General features: G+C 63.3%; 12 protein-coding genes. 9 read left to right on the top strand and 3 right to left on the bottom strand.

Annotated elements, in window-relative coordinates:
- Positions 1-196 precede the first annotated feature (196 nt).
- The 9 genes from NKI99_RS18160 (at position 197) to NKI99_RS18120 (ending at position 12,718) form a co-directional block, all read left to right on the top strand.
- The gene (locus NKI99_RS18160; RefSeq protein ID WP_352611590.1) at positions 197-3,691 is read left to right on the top strand and encodes an indolepyruvate ferredoxin oxidoreductase family protein; all 3,495 of its coding nucleotides are present in this window, start codon (positions 197-199) and stop codon (positions 3,689-3,691) included.
- Between the two features lie 144 nt (positions 3,692-3,835).
- Complete coding sequence (locus NKI99_RS18155; protein WP_352611589.1) at positions 3,836-6,148, top strand: putative bifunctional diguanylate cyclase/phosphodiesterase; 2,313 nt, start codon at positions 3,836-3,838, stop codon at positions 6,146-6,148.
- A gap of 301 nt (positions 6,149-6,449) precedes the next feature.
- A complete protein-coding gene (locus tag NKI99_RS18150) occupies positions 6,450-7,229 on the top strand; it encodes an N-acyl amino acid synthase FeeM domain-containing protein (protein WP_013528206.1) in 780 nt (259 codons plus the stop codon).
- 120 nt (positions 7,230-7,349) lie between these two features.
- Positions 7,350-7,499 (top strand): DUF3096 domain-containing protein, encoded by a 150-nt coding sequence (locus NKI99_RS18145; protein WP_013528205.1) that lies wholly within the window; start codon positions 7,350-7,352, stop codon positions 7,497-7,499.
- Between the two features lie 204 nt (positions 7,500-7,703).
- The gene (locus tag NKI99_RS18140) at positions 7,704-7,928 is read left to right on the top strand and encodes an aa3-type cytochrome c oxidase subunit IV (protein ID WP_013528204.1); all 225 of its coding nucleotides are present in this window, start codon (positions 7,704-7,706) and stop codon (positions 7,926-7,928) included.
- Positions 7,929-8,013: 85 nt separating this feature from the next.
- A complete protein-coding gene (locus NKI99_RS18135; protein WP_352611588.1) occupies positions 8,014-9,282 on the top strand; it encodes a Re/Si-specific NAD(P)(+) transhydrogenase subunit alpha in 1,269 nt (422 codons plus the stop codon).
- The gene (locus tag NKI99_RS18130; RefSeq protein ID WP_006339983.1) at positions 9,282-9,707 is read left to right on the top strand and encodes a proton-translocating transhydrogenase family protein; all 426 of its coding nucleotides are present in this window, start codon (positions 9,282-9,284) and stop codon (positions 9,705-9,707) included. Before NKI99_RS18135 ends, NKI99_RS18130 begins: the two co-directional genes overlap by 1 nt.
- A 6-nt stretch (positions 9,708-9,713) precedes the next feature.
- Positions 9,714-11,111: an NAD(P)(+) transhydrogenase (Re/Si-specific) subunit beta gene (locus tag NKI99_RS18125; protein ID WP_352611587.1), complete on the top strand. Its 1,398-nt coding sequence runs from the start codon at positions 9,714-9,716 to the stop codon at positions 11,109-11,111.
- 131 nt (positions 11,112-11,242) lie between these two features.
- The gene (locus NKI99_RS18120; protein WP_128302796.1) at positions 11,243-12,718 is read left to right on the top strand and encodes a hypothetical protein; all 1,476 of its coding nucleotides are present in this window, start codon (positions 11,243-11,245) and stop codon (positions 12,716-12,718) included.
- A gap of 97 nt (positions 12,719-12,815) precedes the next feature.
- On the opposite strand, the gene NKI99_RS18115 is transcribed toward NKI99_RS18120, so the two are convergent.
- The 3 genes from NKI99_RS18115 to NKI99_RS18105 form a co-directional block, all read right to left on the bottom strand.
- Complete coding sequence (locus NKI99_RS18115) at positions 12,816-13,733, bottom strand: hypothetical protein (RefSeq protein WP_352611586.1); 918 nt, start codon at positions 13,731-13,733, stop codon at positions 12,816-12,818.
- 232 nt (positions 13,734-13,965) lie between these two features.
- Entirely contained in the window at positions 13,966-16,437 is a 2,472-nt protein-coding gene (gyrB, locus tag NKI99_RS18110) for a DNA topoisomerase (ATP-hydrolyzing) subunit B (RefSeq protein WP_023811500.1), read from the bottom strand.
- A 161-nt stretch (positions 16,438-16,598) separates the two neighbouring features.
- Positions 16,599-19,217 (bottom strand): caspase family protein, encoded by a 2,619-nt coding sequence (locus NKI99_RS18105; protein ID WP_352611585.1) that lies wholly within the window; start codon positions 19,215-19,217, stop codon positions 16,599-16,601.
- Positions 19,218-19,227: the final 10 nt, after the last annotated feature.

The raw sequence follows: 19,227 nt of genomic DNA, 5'->3' as shown, positions 1-19,227 counted from the left end.
CAGCTGAAATTTCCGTGCGCCGGGCAATGTCCGCGGATCGTTTCATACCCTATTCAGGATGGCCGCGGACTGTTCGTTGCGCGTTGCCTGGCATCTGCGATTTTGTTTGACCTGCCTTGCAAGGGGAGAAAGGATGCGTCATCCGACCCCGACGTTGGCTGCCTGCCCCGCGTGGCCTCCGCAGAGGAAATGCCTGATGACGCTGCACGACGTCGCGCTCGACGACAAGTTCGATCTCGCAAAGGAGCGCATCTTCCTGTCTGGCGCGCAGGCGGTCATTCGCATGCTGCTGATGCAGCGCGAGCGCGACCGTCGCGCGGGCTTGAACACGGCCGGCTTCGTCTCCGGCTATCGCGGTTCGCCGCTCGGCGGCCTCGACATGCAGCTGTGGAAGGCGAAGAAACAGCTCGCCCAGGCTGACATCGTCTTCCAGCCGGGTCTCAACGAGGAGCTTGCCGCCACCGCTTGCTGGGGCGCGCAGCAGACGGAACTGCTGGGCGAGGGCACCCATGACGGTGTCTTTTCGGTCTGGTACGGCAAGGGGCCGGGCGTTGACCGCTCAGGCGACGTGTTCCGCCATGCCAATCTCGCCGGCTCGTCGAAGCATGGCGGCGTGCTCGCTCTGATGGGCGACGACCATATGGCCGAATCCTCGACCAATGCGCACGCCACCGAATTCCTGTTCGTCGACACGATGGTGCCGATCCTCAACCCGGCCGGCGTCCAGGAGATCATCGACTACGGGCTCTACGGCTTCGCCATGTCGCGCTTTGCCGGCACGTGGGCGGCGATCAAATGCGTCAAGGACAACATCGAATCGACCGCCTCGGTCGATGCCGCGCTCGAGCGGCTGAACATCGTCGTGCCGGAGTTCGACATGCCGCCTGGCGGTCTCAACATCCGCCACGAGATCGACATGCTCGGCCAGGAGGAGCGGCTGCATGAGCATAAGCGCGCCGCGGCTTCCGCCTTCATCCATGCCAACGGGCTGAACCGCATCGTCTATTCGGGCGGCCGCAATCCGAAGATCGGCATCATCACGCTGGGCAAGAGCTATCTCGATGTCCGCCAGGCGCTGGACGACATCGGCATCGACGAGGCGGCCGCCAACCGCATCGGCGTGCGGCTGTTCAAGGTCGGCTGCCCCTGGCCGCTCGACCTGCATCACATCGCCGATTTCGCCCGCGGCCTCGACACCATTGTCGTCGTCGAGGAGAAGCGCTCGCTGATCGAAGTGCAGTTGCGCGAAAGCCTTTATGGCACTGCCACCCAACCGGTCATTATCGGCAAGAAGGACGAGCGCGGCGACTGGCTGTTTCCGGCCAAGGGCGCGCTCGATCCCAACGAGATCGCCATCGCGCTTGGCGAGAGGATCGTCAGGACCATCGGTCCGTCCGCAGAGATTTCGGCGCGGGTGGCAAAACTGCGCCAGTTCCAGGCAATGCTCACCGAGGCCACCGACATCGGCTCGCGCACGCCGTTCTTCTGCTCCGGATGCCCGCACAATTCGTCCACCAAGGTGCCGGACGGCTCTATCGCCGCGGCCGGCATCGGTTGTCACTTCATGGCGCTGTGGATGGACCGCAACACCGTCGGCTTCACGGCCATGGGCGGCGAGGGCGCGCAATGGGTCGGCCAGGCGCCGTTCTCCAAGCGCGAGCACATCTTCCAGAATCTTGGCGACGGCACCTACAACCATTCCGGTACGCTGGCGATCCGCTTCGCGCTGTCGAGCGACGCCAACATCACCTACAAGATCCTCTACAACGACGCCGTCGCCATGACCGGCGGCCAGCCGCACGAAGGCGGCCTAACCGTCGACATGATCGCCAGGCAGGTGCGCGCCGAAGGCGTCGACCGCATCGCCATCGTCACCGATGAGCCCGGCAAATATGCCGGGAAGGCCGAATTCCCGGCCGGCGCCACCATCCATCACCGCGACGACCTCGATCTCGTCCAGCGCGAGCTGCGCGACGTCAAGGGCGTTTCGGTGCTGCTCTACGACCAGACCTGCGCCGCCGAAAAGCGCCGCCGCCGCAAGCGCGGCACCTTCCCCGATCCCGACAAGCGGGTCTTCATCAACGAACTGGTCTGCGAAGGCTGCGGCGATTGCGGCGTGCAGTCGAACTGCGTCTCGATCCAGCCGGTCGAGACCGAATTTGGCCGCAAGCGCAAGATCGACCAGTCGAGCTGCAACAAGGATTTCTCCTGCGTCAACGGCTTCTGCCCGTCCTTCGTCACCGTGCACGGCGCTAAGATCCGCAAGGCCGAGGGCCTTGCCGGCAAGGCCGATCCGCTGGAAGGCGTGCCCGTGCCGGCGCAATTCCCGCTTGGCGAGCAGGGCTGGGCGGCGATCATCGATGGCGTCGGCGGCACCGGCGTCGTCACCGTCGGTGCGGTGCTTGGCATGGCGGCGCATCTCGAGGACAAGGGCTGCGGCATGATCGACATGGCCGGCCTCGCCCAGAAGGGTGGCTCGGTGTTCACGCATGTCCGCATCGCCCGCACCCCGGACGACATCCATGCCATCCGCGTTTCGGCCGGCAAGGCCGATCTGGTGCTTGGCTGCGATCTCGTCGTGTCGGGCGCCAAGAAGGTGCTGACCGCTGTGCGCGAGGGCCACACCATCTTCGTCGCCAACACCGCCGAGATCATGCCCGGCGAATTCGCCCGCTCGGCCGATTTTTCGTTGCCGACAGAGCGGCTGAAAAAGGCGATCCGCGCGGCAGCGGGCGACGACAAGGCGCATTTCTTCGACGCCACCCGCACCGCCACGGCACTTTTCGGCAATTCGCTCGGCGCCAACATGTTCATGCTCGGCTTTGCCTTCCAGCACGGCGGCCTGCCATTGTCGGCCGAGGCCGTCGAAAAGGCGATCGAGCTCAACGGCGAAGCCGTGGCGATGAACCTCGCCGCTTTCCGCTGGGGACGTCGTGCTGCCTATCAGCCGGATTTCGTGCGCCGGCTCGTTGCCCAGCCGGGTCCGGCCGTGGCTGGAAAGGCCGACCAGGCCACGGATATCGCCGAGACGCTGGACGACATCATTGCCCGCCGCGTCGCCTTCCTAACCGCCTATCAGAATACGGCCTACGGCAAGCGTTATGCCGAAAAGCTGGCCGTTTTGCGCGCCGCCGAAGCGAAGGCCGTGCCGGGTTCGACTGCGGTGGCGCAGGCAGCCGCCAGGAACCTGTTCAAGCTGATGGCGATCAAGGACGAATACGAGGTGGCGCGTCTTTACACGGACGGCTCTTTCGTCGCCGAACTTGGAAAACAGTTCCAGAGCTATGAAAAGCTCGAATTCCACCTCGCTCCGCCGATCATGGGCCGTCGTGGCAATGACGGCAGCCCGAGGAAATCAAGCTTCGGTCCGTGGATGATGAAGGGCTTTCGGGTTCTGGCGGCGATGAAGGGCCTGCGCGGCACCGCCTTCGACCTGTTCGGCTACACCGCCGAACGGCGCATGGAGCGGCAGCTGCTGGCGCGGTACGAGGCGGATCTGGAGCTCATCGCCGGATCGCTGGCCCCGGCCAGGGTCGATGCGGCTGCTGCATTGGCTTCGGTGCCTGCCCTCATTCGCGGCTACGGCCACGTCCGTCGAGCCAGCGCCGACAAGGCTTCGAGCGAACGCCAAAGGCTGCTCGAACGCCTGTCGAGTACGCCGGCGCGGCCCGAACTTCAGGCCGCGGAATGATCGATACGCCTTGTTTACCTGAACGACAGTTTCCTTGCTTTCCGTTACGTCACCCGGCTTGACGGCAGGAGCGGCGGGGCCTCTCTAAATCTTTCTTAAGGCGGATGTGGCACTGCTTGGCTCCCCAGGGTTGGGATTCAGGCGTTGAATCTGATAAAGAAGAACGAGATCCCGGTCGACGTCTACATTCCGTTCGTGGAAACCTTGTTTCGCGACGGGCTGACGCTTTCGATCGGCATTCTCGCGCAGACTTTCCTGATCGGCCTTGTCTGGTGGAAGAACGGCGATCCGCGGTATTTGCTGGTCGCCATCTCGATGGTTCTCGTCGGTGTGTTCCGCATGAGAAACTTTCGAAAATACAACAGCATGCCTTCGCCGACGACCTGGGAAGAAGCGCACAAGCGTGAGAATGACTACATTCTCTATGGCTCCCTGCATGGCTTGACGCTTGGCGCCTTCTGCCTGCTCGGCATCTATTTCGCGCGCGACGGTTTCGCCGAAATCGCCTCCGTTTGCCTGACGCTTGCGACGGCGACCTCCATCGCCGGCCGCAACTACGGCTCGCCACGCATGGTCACCATCCTGACCATTGCCTTGACCTGGCCGATCTCGCTGGGCTTCCTGCTGCGCGGCGACATCTACCATGTCCTCCTCGGGCTCCTGTCGGCGCCGTTCCTGTTCGCCATCCGGAAATTCGCCAACACCGTACGCGATGTGCTTTTTGCGGCCGTCTCGGAAGAAAAGAAGGCCAACCGCATCGCTCAGCGCTTCAACCGGGCGCTCAACACCATGTCGCACGGCCTTGTCATGCTCGGCCCGGACGGCCGCGTCGCGGTGGCCAATGCCGAGGCCGCGCATCTGATGTCGCTCAAGTCGCCCGATGCGCTGCTCGGCCGGTCGATCCATGGTCTGTTGATGCGCGGTGTCGCCGGCGGCATGCTGGCGCCCAAGGATTGCCGCTACATCGAGGCCCAGCTGACGCGTGCCCTGCGCGAGGGCCGCGACCGCAAGGTGCTGGTTTCCCTCGCCAACGGCCAGCATTATGAGTTCTCGGCTCGCGAAGGCAGCCAGGAACTGGGCGTCATCACCTTCGAGGACGTCACCGCCCGTGTCGAGGCGGAAGACAAGATCCGCTTCATGGCACGTTACGACAACCTCACCGGCCTGCCCAACCGCGCCTATTTCCATGAACTGGTCGGCGAGGCCATGGTATCCGGCGATCGCGATCGTCTCTGCGGCCTGGCGGTGCTCGACCTCGACGATTTCAAGAGCGTCAACGACACGCTTGGCCATCCTATCGGCGACGGCTTGATCTATGCCGTTGCCGAGCGGCTTGCCGCCATTGCCAGGCAAGATATCACGGTCAGCCGTTTCGGTGGCGACGAGTTCATGATCTTCTTCGACCGCGTCGAGGATGAGAGCCATCTGACCAGCCAGCTCGACGAGATTTTCGCCGGCCTGCAAGGGGAAGTCGACGTTGCCGGTCACGGGCTGCGCATCCAGGCCAGCGGCGGCGCGGTACTGTCGCGGGTCAAGGATACCGATGTCGACGCCATGATCGTCAAGGCGGACCTGGCGCTCTACAAGGCCAAGGAGCTCGGCAAGAACAGCTGGCGGCTGTTCGAAGCCTCGATGGATGCCGCTTTCCGTAACCGTCAGCTGATGAAGGCGGATCTGCGCACAGCCGTGGAAAGCAAGAGCCTGCGGGTGGTCTATCAGCCGATCGTGGCGATGAGCACCATGCGCATCGCCAGCTGCGAGGCGCTGTGCCGGTGGGATCATCCCGATCTCGGGCCGATCTCGCCCAGCATCTTCATTCCACTGGCCGAGGAAATGGGCATCATTTCCGAGATCAGCACCTTCGTGCTGCAGGCAGCCTGCGCCGAATGCGCCAAATGGCCCGACCAGACCAGCGTCTCGGTCAATCTCTCCGCCAAGGATTTCCGCAGCCGCGATGTCATCCAGAAGGTTCGCGATGCGTTGGCCGGCACCGGCCTCGCCGCCAGCCGGCTCGAGATCGAGGTCACCGAAACGGCGCTGCTCGACGACAAGTCGCTGACGCGCCAGTATATCGAGGAGCTGAAGCAACTTGGCGTGCGCATCGCGCTCGACGATTTCGGCACCGGCTATTCGAGCCTGAGCTACCTGCACAAGCTGCCGCTCGACAAGATCAAGATCGACCGCTCGTTCCTGATGGACGTTACCCAGAATCCCCGTTCGCTCGAGCTGCTCAAGGGCATCGTCAACCTGTCGCGGCCGCTGGGGCTTTCGGTGACCGTCGAAGGGGTCGAGACCTTCGAGCAGCTCAAGATCCTGGCGCTGCAGGTCAAGCCTGATCTTGTCCAGGGGTTCCTGTTCGGTTCGGCGCTCAGCGCTTCCGGCATCGAGACGATGTCGAACACCGTATGGCCCTTCGCCAAGGATATCAGGACCGCCAAAAAGGCGGTACGTCGCTGATTTGCGGCGTATGGCGCATGGTGCCCAGGCACCGAGAGCCCATCCCTGTTTCCTTCAAGAGGCTCGAGGTTTCCCTGCACGTCGCGGGCCATGCCAAAATTTCCGCCGCTTCCCGTCATGTCCGAGATATGCTCTTTCCCCGTCGCGACGCAGAAAATCAAGAAAAGCACTATTTTAGTCTTATTTTAGCAATCGTTAACCTTAACGACTGGTAAACGGGCTGCTTCCCATTTTCATCTTTTACATCCCAGGACCCTGTCGTAGTGTCGGATCGCGGCGGCAACGTACGGGGATTGAGTTGATGATTGTGCAGTTGAGTTCGCTTCGTCCCGTGACGGGCGAGGACGGCAAGGACGCCGCCGACACCATGTCCAGCTTCGCCCGCAACGTCTCGGCGATGCTTGAGCGGACAGAGTACCGCCGCTGCGACAAGGGCGAAGATCTCGAGGACATCTACCGCCTGCGCTACAAGTCATATCGCTCGAACGATATGGTTCCCGACAACGAAAACCATACCATTCACGATGAGCTCGACGAGGCACCGAATGTCTACCGCTTCGGGGTCTATATCGACCAGGAACTCGTCAGCACGCTGCGTATCCATCACGTCACCTTGGCAACGCCGATGTCGCCTTCCACCAAGGCCTTTGGCGACATCGTCATGCCGATGCTTCGTGACGGGCTGAGCTTCATCTGCCCCAGCCGTTTTGCGTCCGATCCCGAATGGTCGCGCGTCTACCCGCAGATTCCTTACCTGACCCTGCGGCTGGCCGGCATGGCGTGCTTCCATTTCAACGCGCCCTACTGCCTGTCGACCATTCGTGAGGATCACGCCGGCTTCTACAAGCGTATCTACTACTCGGAGAAGATCAGCGAGTCGCGCGCCTATCCGGGCGTTTTCAACAAGGTCGTGCTCTACCGCGCCGACGTCAACGCCATCCGCGAGCGGTCCTTCTCACGGTTCCCGTTCTTCCGCTCGACGCCAATGGAACAGCGCATGCTGTTCGATACGCCGCATGTCGGAGAACTCGCGCCGCTGACCATCCTGCCCACGGCAAAGTACTATCACGAAGCCGCCTGATACGGCAGGATTCACACGATTTTGCAGGGCCGACAGGGAGCCTTTTGGCGACTTCGGCGTTCTGGGTGCGGCCACGAGCAGCGCTCCGGGTCGATTCTGAAGTTTTTGAGGGAACCCGTCATGACCATTTCCACACTTGCGCTCACCCCGCTCATCTCGCTGATCGCCGGCGTGCTGATCCTGGTCATGCCAAGGCTGTTGAACTACATCGTCGCGCTTTATTTGATCGTCGTCGGGTTGCTCGGGCTATTTCCGCATCTAGCCGGCTGAGGCGCCGGCTGCACGCAGGCGTCCGCTTTCGGAGCATCTTTCCGCATCAAGCACCGGATCCAGCGATTGGACTCCGTCGCGCGTCGGCAGCCGGCTTCAACCTTTCTTTGAGGCAGTTGTCGGTTGTTGTGCGGCAATAGCGCCATTGCTCTCGGCCCGGCTTTTCGCTATGTGCCTGAAAGATGTCTTCGAAGGGGTATTCCTATGGCTGATCACTCGCCGACCGGTCCTGTCGAACTGGGCGCGAAGATGGACTATGCCGAGCATGACCGCACCTATGCGGGCTTCCTCGCGCTGGCCAAGTACGGCTCGCTGTTTTGCGGAGCCCTGCTTCTGGCGATGGCCTTCGGCTTCTTCGCGGGCGGCTTCTTCTCGGCGACCATTCTGTTCGTGCTGATTCTGGCTGTCGGCGCCTTTATCCTCCGATAGATTTTTCCGACACCTTGTCCATGGCGCCGCCGCGAGGCCGGCCGGCGTCTTGCGGGAAATAGCTTCCGGCCGAAAGGATCATGCGGTGGGACAGACGGTTTTCATCCCTCGTGAACTCGATGCCAACGAGCCGCGCGTCGCGGCCTCGCCCGATACGGTGAAACGGCTGGCGGCGTTGGGCTTCGACGTCGTCGTCGAGGCCGGTGCCGGTCTGAATTCGCGCATCGTCGATGCCGACTATGCGAGCGCCGGCGCCGCCATAGGCAAGGCTTCCGATGTCGCCAAGGCCGATGTCGTGCTGAAGGTGCGTCGGCCCGGCGATGCCGAACTGAAGAGCTACAAACCCGGTACAGCGGTTATTGCCATCATGGATCCCTATGGCAACGATGCCGCCGTGGCAGCCTTTGCCAAGGCCGGCGTCACCGCTTTCTCGATGGAATTCATGCCGCGCATCACCCGCGCGCAGTCGATGGACGTCTTGTCCTCGCAGGCCAATTTGGCCGGCTATCAGGCGGTGATCGACGGGGCTTCGGAATATGATCGCGCGCTGCCGATGATGATGACGGCTGCCGGCACGGTGCCGGCGGCGAAGGTCTTCATCATGGGCGTCGGCGTTGCCGGCCTGCAGGCGATCGCCACCGCGCGGCGTCTGGGTGCGGTCGTCACCGCCACCGACGTTCGCCCCGCCGCCAAGGAACAGGTCGCCTCGCTCGGCGCCAAGTTCCTCGCGGTCGAGGACGAGGAATTCAAGGCTGCGGAAACGGCCGGCGGCTACGCCAAGGAAATGTCGAAGGAATATCAGGCCAAGCAGGCGGCACTCACATCAGAGCACATCGCCAAGCAGGATATCGTCATCACCACGGCGCTTATTCCCGGCCGGCCGGCGCCAAAGCTGGTGTCGGCGGCGATGGTCGCCTGGATGAAGCCGGGCTCGGTGCTCGTCGATCTGGCGGTCGAGCGCGGCGGCAATGTCGAGGGCGCTGTACCGGGCCAGGTGGTGACAACGGCCAATGGGGTGAAAATCGTCGGCCATCTCAATGTGCCCGGCCGCATCGCGGCGTCGGCATCGCTGCTCTACGCCCGGAACCTGTTTGCCTTCGTTGAGACGCTGGTCGACAAGACGACCAAGACGCTTGCCATCAATCGCGACGACGATCTGGTCAAGGCGACGATGCTGACCGATGGCGGCAAGATCGTGCATCCGGCTTTCATAAAGGCCGACCAGCAGCCCCATGTCGAGCCGGCCGCAATCCCGGCCAAGACCATGGTCGCCGACGCTTCGCCCAAGAAAGCCGCGCCCAAGAAGGCGGCCGCCTCCAAGTCGCCCTCGTCGAAGCCGAAAGGGATCGCGTGATGGACCAGACCCTGCAGAAAGCCCTGGACCAGCTCGACCAGGCTTCCGCCGCCGTCCGGCTGGCGGTGCAAAACATGGCGACCGCGCCTGGTGGTGCCGACGCTGCGGGTGATGCTGCGCATGCGCTCTCCGGGGGCGCCATCGATCCCTTCGTCTTCCGCTTCGCCATCTTCGTCCTGGCGATCTTCGTCGGCTACTACGTCGTCTGGTCGGTGACCCCCGCACTGCACACGCCGCTGATGGCCGTCACCAACGCCATCTCCTCGGTCATCGTCGTCGGCGCGCTGCTTGCCGTCGGCATCGCCGCCTCCGGCATTGCCGCGGGCTTCGGCTTCGTCGCGCTGATGCTGGTCTCGGTCAACATCTTCGGCGGCTTCCTCGTCACCCAGCGCATGCTGGCCATGTACAAGAAGAAGGACAAGTAGAGCGCCATGAACGCCAACTTCGCGTCCTTCCTCTATCTGGTCTCCGGCGTTCTGTTCATCATGGCGCTGCGCGGCCTGTCGCATCCGACCACCAGTCGCCAGGGCAATCTCTATGGCATGATCGGCATGGGCATCGCCATCGCCACCACGCTGGCGCTGGCAACCCCGTCAGCGGGCCGCTTCGGCCTCATCGTGCTCGGCCTTGCCATTGGCGGCGGCGTCGGCGCCGTCACCGCGCGGCGCATCGCCATGACCTCGATGCCGCAACTGGTCGCCGCCTTCCACTCGCTGGTCGGCCTCGCCGCCGTCATGGTGGCGGCCGCCGCCATCTATGCGCCGGAAAGTTTTGGCATCGGCACGGATGGTGACATCCACGCCCAGGCGCTGATCGAGATGAGCCTTGGCGTCGCCATCGGCGCTATCACCTTCACCGGCTCGGTCATCGCCTTCCTCAAGCTCGATGGCCGCATGTCGGGCAAGCCGATCATGATCGGCGGACGCCACTTCATCAACGCGGCACTTGCCATCGCGCTCGTCGTGCTGATCGTGCTGCTGGTCACCACGGAATCGAAGCTGGTCTTCTGGCTGATCGTTGCCGCCTCGCTGGTGCTCGGTATCCTGCTGATCATTCCGATCGGCGGCGCCGACATGCCGGTCGTCGTCTCGATGCTCAACTCCTATTCGGGCTGGGCAGCTGCCGCCCTCGGCTTCACGCTCGGCAATCTGGCGCTGATCATCACCGGCGCGCTGGTCGGCTCATCCGGCGCGATCCTGTCCTACATCATGTGCAAGGGCATGAACCGAAGCTTCATCTCCGTCATCCTCGGCGGCTTCGGCGGCGAGACGGCAGCTCAGGCCGACGACGGCATCGAGCGCACGGTCAAGCAGGGCTCGGCCGACGACGCCGCCTATCTCATGATGAACGCCCAGAAAGTCATCATCGTGCCGGGCTACGGCATGGCGGTTGCCCAGGCGCAGCACGCGCTGCGCGAAATGGCCGACAAGCTCAAGGCCAATGGCGTCGACGTGAAGTACGCCATTCACCCGGTCGCCGGCCGCATGCCCGGCCACATGAACGTGCTGCTCGCCGAAGCCAATGTGCCCTACGACGAAGTGTTCGAGCTCGAGGACATCAACTCCGAGTTCGCGCAGGCCGACGTTGCCTATGTCATCGGCGCCAACGACGTCACCAACCCGTCCGCGCGCGACGACAAGTCCTCACCCATCTACGGCATGCCGATCCTCGATGTCGACAAGGCCCGCACCTGCCTGTTCGTCAAGCGCTCGCTCGGCTCCGGCTATGCCGGCATCGACAACACGCTGTTCTACAAGGACGGCACCATGATGTTGCTCGGCGATGCCAAGAAAATGACCGAAGAGATCGTCAAGGCGATGGACCACTGATCGGCGATCACTTGAGACACGCCAAGGAACGCCCGGCTCGCGTCGGGCTTTTTCTTGGCTTGATGGCGATTTCCAGGCTACGATGAAGAATTCCCGTCTCGCTGGCGGGATTGTCGTCAACGGAGACGTTGGTGCCCGACCCCATCATCGCACCGCCGCCCGTCGGAAAACCGCCGCGCAAGCCTGGCCAGGCGGTGGTGATCGTGCATGGCATGGGCGAACAGCGGCCGATGGATACGCTGCGCGGCTTTGTCAGCGCCGTCTGGAGCCATGACCCCAGTCGCGCGCCGTTTTATGCCCATGTCGCCGATCCGGCCGACCCCGCCGGCGCGAAGATCAACCAGAGCTGGATCACACCCGACAGCCGGACCAATTCATACGAACTTCGCCGGATCACCACGCCTTACGATGTCGATGGCCGCCGCACCGATTTCTACGAGCTCTACTGGGCCGACATCACGCAGGGCACGACGCGGGGCCGACTTGCCGCCTGGGTGACAAACCTGCTGTGGCGCAAGCCCGCCGATATACCACCCGACGCCCGAAAGCTCTATCTGGTCACGCTTCTGGCCGTCATCATCGTTCTGGTCGCGGCTCTCGCGCTTGCGACGTCGGTTTGGCAGCAGCAAATTTCGTGGACCGTCGGCGCGCTCGTCACCATCCTGGCCTCGTTCGTCATCTGGTCAGTGGATCGTTTTGGCCTTCCCTATTTCGGCGATGTCGCGGCCTATGTGCGCGCTGAAGCTGCAACCGTCGAGAAGCGGGCTCTGATCCGCAGCCGTGGTCTGAAGCTGCTGAAGTGTCTGATGATGGACGATACCTACGATCGCATCGTGCTGGTCTCGCACAGCCTCGGGTCGATGATCGCCTATGACCTGCTGCAGATCTTGTGGGCCGATTTCAGGCCCCGAAAACTGGAGGCCATCCGCGACAAGGCGAAACTGAAGGCGATCCACGCCATCGACAAGGCGACGCTCGTCGCCGGCTCGGCATGGCCCGGCAGCCTGGACGATCTTGCCGGCTTCAGGCGCCATCAGTGGGAACTCTATCGCCAACTGCGCACCAAGGACGACAACCATGGGCCTTGGAAGATCAGCGATTTCGTCACGCTTGGCAGCCCGCTGACCCACAGCGAATTTCTGGTGACGCACAATCTCGCCGAATTCAGACGCGGCATCGCCGAGCGTCTGTTCTCGGCATGTCCGCCGGTCGCCGAGGGAGCGGCGGCCGGTGGCACATTGCTTTATCAGGAAGGGCGCAACCGTTCTTCGGGCAAGCCGCAGCGCGCGGTGCATCATGGCGCGGTGTTTGCTGCGACGCGCTGGACCAATATCTTCGACCGCGGCAACGGTTGGCTGACGGGGGATCCGATCTCCGGGCCGATGGCGGAGAATTTCGGCCCGGGCGTGGAGAACATCCAGGTCGAGCTACGCGGTTGCCTCGGCCGTGTCTTCACCCACACGCTGTACTGGTCGTTGACGGCGACCGGTGTCGAGGTCGGCGATCGGCCGCGCTCGCATCTAGCCGTGCTGCGCGACGCGGTCGACCTCGGTCGCAAACTGGAGCCGAGCCAAGCCGAAGCACCGACGATTCCTCCCCGAAAATAGGAACGGACTTCAGCGAACGGGGTCGAGGCAACGCTGTGCGACAATTCAAAGCAAAGCCACTCCGGGCGGGCCGGAGTGGCTTTGTTGCAAGTGCAGTTCAGCGGTTGGCGATAAAAACCGCTTCCTCATCGTCGCGCTGCCTGCCTCCGAGGGCCGCGGCGGCACTGGCGATAAAGGCGCCGATGGCCAGCGAGAGCGCACCAAGCAGGGCAAACGTCGCACTGGCCTTCCTGGCGGTGTCGGCGGCCTGCTGCGCCTTGACTTTGGCGTCCTGAGCCTTGGCGAGGACGGCATCCACCCGGGTCCTGGCGTCTGCTTCAGAAAGCCCTGTGCGGACGGCGACCAGCTGCGACAGATACGTTTTGTCGTCTGCGGAAACCTCGCCTGCCGCTGCACCGGCGATCAGGATGCGCGAAGCCTGACCGACCGCAGCCGCATCGCTGTCCGGATTGGCGGCAGCCAGCCTGCCCGGATCAGCCGGACGGAACAGCCAATCCACCAGGTAGGAGGTCGCATTGTCTGCCGATGTGCTGTCGGCATTGGCCGAAGCTCCCGCCGATGCGCCCATGGCCGCGCCAGACGCGATGGTGGACACCGCCTGCACGCCTGAGCCTATCGCAGCGGAAAGCGCGGAGCCAAGCACGCCGACGACGAGCAACGTGGCCAGCGCCCAGGCAAGAAAGCCGTGTGCGGTGTCCCGGAAATAGACTTCATCGGTGTGGATGCCGACCCATTTGGTGCGCAGGCGTCCGGCAAGATAGCCGCCGACGCCGGAGGACAGCCATTGCACGATGACAAGCCAGACCGCGGTGGACGCCGCGAAAGTGGTGACAGATGCGCCCGATCCCGACCATGGCGACACCATGGTCAACCCCAGCCCTGAGCCGAGCAGCATGAGAATGAGCGTCAATGTCGAGGCCGCGAAGGCTCCGGCGATGATCGGTCCCCAGCTGACGGCGGTGGAGGAGGACTCGGTTGAGGCGGAAACATCGGCCGCCGACAGGGTGGACTGCATGGAAGCCCCCTATCGTACGAACAGCATGATCAGAATGATGATCGGAATCGGAATGCCGAGCAACCAGAGCAAAATGCCACGTCCCATGGAGGCCTCCTGTTAGAATATTGTGAATCGATGTTGTCACAATGTTCCAAGGGAACTTCCGTTCCGGCGCGTTGTAAAATGATTTTCTTGCCGCCAGCGGAACATTGGCGCGCCGCAGCGCGCCAATTCAGATTTGATGTCCAGATCAGATGTCCAGATTGGCGACCGACAGCGCGTTGTCCTGGATGAACTCGCGCCTGGGTTCGACCTCATCGCCCATCAGCCGCGAAAACAGCGAATCCGCATCGGTCGCGTCATTGACCTTGACTTGCAGCAGCGAGCGCACGTTCGGATCGAGCGTGGTTTCCCACAGCTGTTCGGCGTTCATCTCGCCGAGACCCTTGTAGCGTTGCATCGTCAGGCCCTTGCGGCCGGTCGCAAAGACCGCGTTGAGCATCGCCAGCGGCCCCGAGATGGTTTCGGAGACATCCTTGCGGCGCAGCACCGGCGGCGACCCGTAGACCTCGCTGAGGCGCTGTGCGTAGCGGTCGAGCTGGCGTGCGTCGGCCGAATTGATCAGCGCCAGGTCGAGATGCGCGTATTCCTTGACGCTGCGCACCGTGCGCTCGAACACATAGCCGCCGACGCCTTCATTCGAGGTCGACATGCGGCCGGTCCAGCCGCGCTCGGTGTCCTCGGCGATGATGTCGAGGCGTTTTGCAATCCGCTCCGCCATGTCGTTGGCGCGGCCGAGATCGGTGAACACGTCCGGGTTGAGCCCGCCGGCGATCGCCGCCTGCTCGACCACGCCTCTGTTGTAGCGCGTGTGCAGGCCGTTGATCAGCTGGCGCACCGCCAGCGCGTCGTCGATGGCTCCGCGCAGGTCCTGTCCGATGCGAACCTCGCCCGAGCCGAGGGTAAGCGATGCTTCCTCCAGTCCCGAGCCGATCAGGAACTCCTCGAACGCGCTCTCGTCCTTGATGTATTGCGAGCTCTTGCCGCGCGTCACTTTGTAGAGCGGCGGCTGGGCGATGTAGAGATGGCCGCGCTCGATCAGCTCCGGCATCTGCCGGAAGAAGAAGGTGAGCAGCAAGGTTCTGATATGGGCGCCGTCGACGTCGGCGTCGGTCATCAGGATGATCTTGTGGTAGCGCAGCTTGTCGGCGTTGAACTCGTCCTTGCCGATCGAGGTGCCGAGCGCCGTGATCAACGTGCCGATCATGTCGGAGCCGAGCATGCGGTCGAAGCGCGCCCGCTCGACATTGAGGATCTTGCCGCGCAACGGCAGGATCGCCTGGTTCTGGCGCGAACGCCCACCCTTGGCCGAGCCGCCGGCGGAGTCGCCCTCGACGATGAAAATTTCGGACTTCGCCGGGTCGCGTTCCTGGCAGTCGGCCAGTTTGCCGGGCAGGGAAGTGACGCCGAGCGAGCTCTTGCGGGTGATATCGCGCGCCTTGCGCGCCGCTTCACGCGCCGCCGCGGCCTGGATCACCTTGTCGACGACCACCTTGCCTTCGCTCGGATGTTCTTCAAGCCAGGTGCCGAGCGCTTCGTTGACCAGGCCTTCGACGACAGGACGGACCTCCGACGAGACCAGCTTGTCCTTGGTCTGCGAGGAGAATTTCGGATCTGGAACCTTGACTGAAAGCACCGCCGTCAGGCCTTCGCGGCAATCGTCGCCGATCAGCGAGACCTTTTCCTTCTTGGTCAGGCCCGACGATTCGCCATAGCCGGTGATCTGGCGCGTCAGCGCGCCGCGAAAGCCGGCCAGATGCGTGCCGCCATCGCGCTGCGGGATGTTGTTGGTGAAGGCCAGCACGTTCTCGTGGTAGCTGTCGTTCCACCACATCGCCACTTCGACGGTGATCCCGTCGCGCTCCGCCTTGATGGCGATCGGCTTGTCGATCAGCGGTTTCTTGACCCGATCGAGATATTTGACGAATTCTTCGAGGCCTCCGTCATAGTGCAGTTCATGGCGCACGACATCGGCGTGACGGGCATCGGTCAAAATGATGCGCACGCCGGAATTGAGGAAGGCAAGCTCGCGCAGCCGGTGTTCCAGCGTGCCGAAGTCGAACTCGACCATGGTGAAGGTCTCGGCCGACGGGAAGAAGGTGATCTGGCTGCCGCTGCGGCCCTCATAGGTGCCCGGCTGCTTGTCCTGCTCATAGCTGCCGGTCGCCTTCAGCGGTGCGTCGGCATTGCCATGCGTGAAACTCATCTCGAAGATCTGGCCGTTGCGGCGGATTTTCAGCTTCAGCCACGCCGACAGCGCGTTGACCACCGACACGCCGACGCCATGCAGGCCGCCCGAGACCTTGTAGGAATTCTGGTCGAACTTGCCGCCGGCATGCAGCTGCGTCATGATCACTTCGGCCGCCGAAATGCCTTCTCCGGTGTGGATATCGGTCGGAATTCCGCGGCCATTGTCGATCACAGTGACCGAACCGTCGGGGTTGAGCGTCACGGTGACGAGGTCGGCGTGACCGGCCAGCGCCTCGTCGATGGCGTTGTCGACCACCTCATAGACCATGTGATGCAGGCCCGAACCGTCGTCGGTATCGCCGATATACATTCCGGGGCGTTTGCGGACAGCATCCAACCCCTTCAAAACCTTGATGGAATCGGCGCCGTATTCGGCTTCAGCGCCGTTGTTGTTGTCGATCTGATCGCTCATGAAAACCTGTTGTCTGGATGCCGCTTGCACAGCGCAAAAAATCCGCGCCGAATCGCGCCTCTGATATCGACTAGATATAGGCGCAAAAGGCGGTTTTTCCAAGGTTTGCAGGCATTTCACGGGGAATCAGCCGGCTGTCCACGACAGGCTCTCGCCAAGCCCTATTTCACCTTGGCCAGCCGGTCCTTGAGAAACTTGATCATGAACTTGTATCGTGGCGCCAGCCGCCCGCTACGGTCGAGCTCCAGCGTCATGTCGAGCGCTTGCGAAAGCACCGTCTTGGGGTTCTTGGCGACCTGAGCGTAGTCGATCATGGCAACCACCAGGTCGCGCTGCCAGGTAGCGTTGTCCGGATCTGCCTCGGCAAGCCGCTGGCGGATGTCCAGGCTGTCCTGGAAAGCCTGCCGCGCGCCTTTGACGTCGCGCTGCTTGGCCTTGAGCATGCCGATCTCTGACAGCGTGATCGACAGGTCGCGTTGCCAGTCGGCATTGGCTGGATCGAGCTTGGCCAGTCGGTCGGCGATAGCGAAACTGTCTGTATAGGCGTTGAGCGCTCCGGCGCGGTCGCCCTGAATCGCCAGAATGCCCGCTACTTTTTCCAAGCTGACCGAGAGGTCGCGTTGCCAGTCGGCGTTGGCAGGGTCACTGGCCGCCAGCATGCGGGCTATCGAGAGGGCTTGCCTGTAGGCGGCGAGGGCTGCCGGCCAGTCCTCTTGATCGCTCAGCGCATTGCCGATCTTTGCGTTGCCGACCGACAGGTCGCGCTTCAGCTCACTGTTGTCGGGGTCGCGGCCCACCAATTGTTCGACGATCGCATGGCCCGCTTTATAGGACGCGAGTGCGCCCGCCGCGTCGCCGCGCTCGCGCTTGAGGTCGCCGATCGTATCATGGCTGACGGAGACATCGCGTTGCCGCTCGGCGTCCCGCGGCTTCTTCTCGGCCAGCGCCAATCGGACCTTCAGGCTCTCCTCGTAGGCCATCTGGGCGTTGTCCAGTCGCCCCATGACCCGGGCAAGGCCGCCGATCTCGTCATAGGTGATGGTCAGGTCGCGCTGCAGCTCGGCGCGCTCCGGTTCATTATCGGCAAGTTGCTTCTTGATCGACAGGCTTTCCTGGTAGACTTGTGCGGCGCTGGCCAGATCGCCTTGCGTCACCAGCACGTTGCCGATCTTGTCGTCGACCATGGCGAAGTCCCCGAACCATGGCAGCCGATCGGGTTCGGCAGCGGTCAAATCCCTGAGCATGGTTCTGGCGGTCCGATAGTTTTCCAGCGCTTCCGGCAGGTCCCCTTGCGCCAGCTTGACGTTGCCGAGCTTGATGTGGCTGACGGCAAAATCGCGCTTGACGCTCGGGTCGGTTTCCCGGGCCGAACGCAGCTCGAGATTGGATACCAGCGCTGCAAAGGCGCGGCCTGCCGCATCGGTGTTGCCGACAAGGGTGTAGAGCTTGCCGAGTTCGTCCAGCGTGCGGATCTGGCGGTCGGCCTGGTCCAGGGTCAGATCGGTCTGCCCGGCCTCGCGGTAAAGAGCCAGGACCGATTCATAATCGTTGATGGCCGTGGCGTAGTCGAGGTCGGCGCGCGCCGCACCGCCGGACAGGAAACGCGTCGCCGCCTCGGACAGCGTGCGGCCGACGAAATTGGCCTTCAAGGCGTTGCGCGAAACATTGTCGATGTCGGCGGCCTTTGCGAGGATGGCGCGAGCCCCATCGAAGGCGCCGAGCGAAAGCTGCTCCTCGGACTGCCGGCGCAGCTCCGTCACCTGCGGATCATCGGAGGCCAGCGTCCTCATTTCGCCGCGCACCTTGACGAAGGCGTCCGCCGCCTCGCGCAACCGGGCATTCAGGCTGTCCGCCGAAAGGTGGCTGGCGTCGGAACTGATCAGCACGCCGTAGAGAGGCGCCAGCGGCATGCCGGCATCGCTGGCAACCTGCTCGACCTCACCGCGCATTTCCGGCGTTACGTCGGCCATGGCAAGCAGCAGGCGCTCGCGCTCCGGCAATTGTTCCTTGGCGGCCGCGGCAAAGAACAGCTTCGGCAGGCCGCTCTCGACGTAAGGCAGCTGTTTGCCCCGCGACAAATCGTAGACCTCCTGCTGCACCAGCGTCAGCACCGAGCGGATTTCGAGCCCGCTGGTGCCGAGATATTTGGTCAGCGCCGTGGTGAATGGCGAGTTCTGGCCGGTTCCGTCGGCCGCCGTCTCGCCGGGTGCTGCCGAGAAAGCGAACAGGATGTTTTCGGCGCGGCCAGTCCGACCAAGCCCCGGCCGGACATTTTCCACGACATCCTTGACCAGCGACGTCGCGCCGCGCCCGTCACCCACCGTGCCCGAAAACGGATCGCTCCGGCAGGCGTCGAGCATGATCAGGCCGACCTTGGCAGTGGCGGCCACGCTGTCGCGCACCTCCTCTAGCGGCAGGCTGGTCTTCTCCAGCGCATCAAGCGAGGAGGCGTCGGCATCGACCGGCAGCAGCCGGTTGTCGCCCGAGATTTCGACACCGTGGCCGGAGAAATAGACCAGCGCCACGTCGGCGCCTTTGGCATCCTGGCGAAAATCGTCGAGCGCGCGGCGCATGCGCCTGAGGTCGCGATTGGTTTCGAGGACGACCTCGAAGCCGAGCTTCTTCAGCGCCGCTGCCATCGCCTCGCCGTCATGGACCGGATTGGCAAGCGGCCGGATCAGGCGGTAGTCGTCGTCGGCGATGATCAAGGCCACGCGCCGCTCAGCCGCCGCGGTGGCGGTGGTCATGAGCATCAGCAGCAAGGCAAAAAGCAAACGCAAGTCGAACCGC

This window comes from Mesorhizobium sp. M0239 (genome assembly GCF_040321815.1).
GTDB lineage: Bacteria > Pseudomonadota > Alphaproteobacteria > Rhizobiales > Rhizobiaceae > Mesorhizobium.
This window is presented reverse-complemented; position numbering and strand designations above follow the sequence as displayed.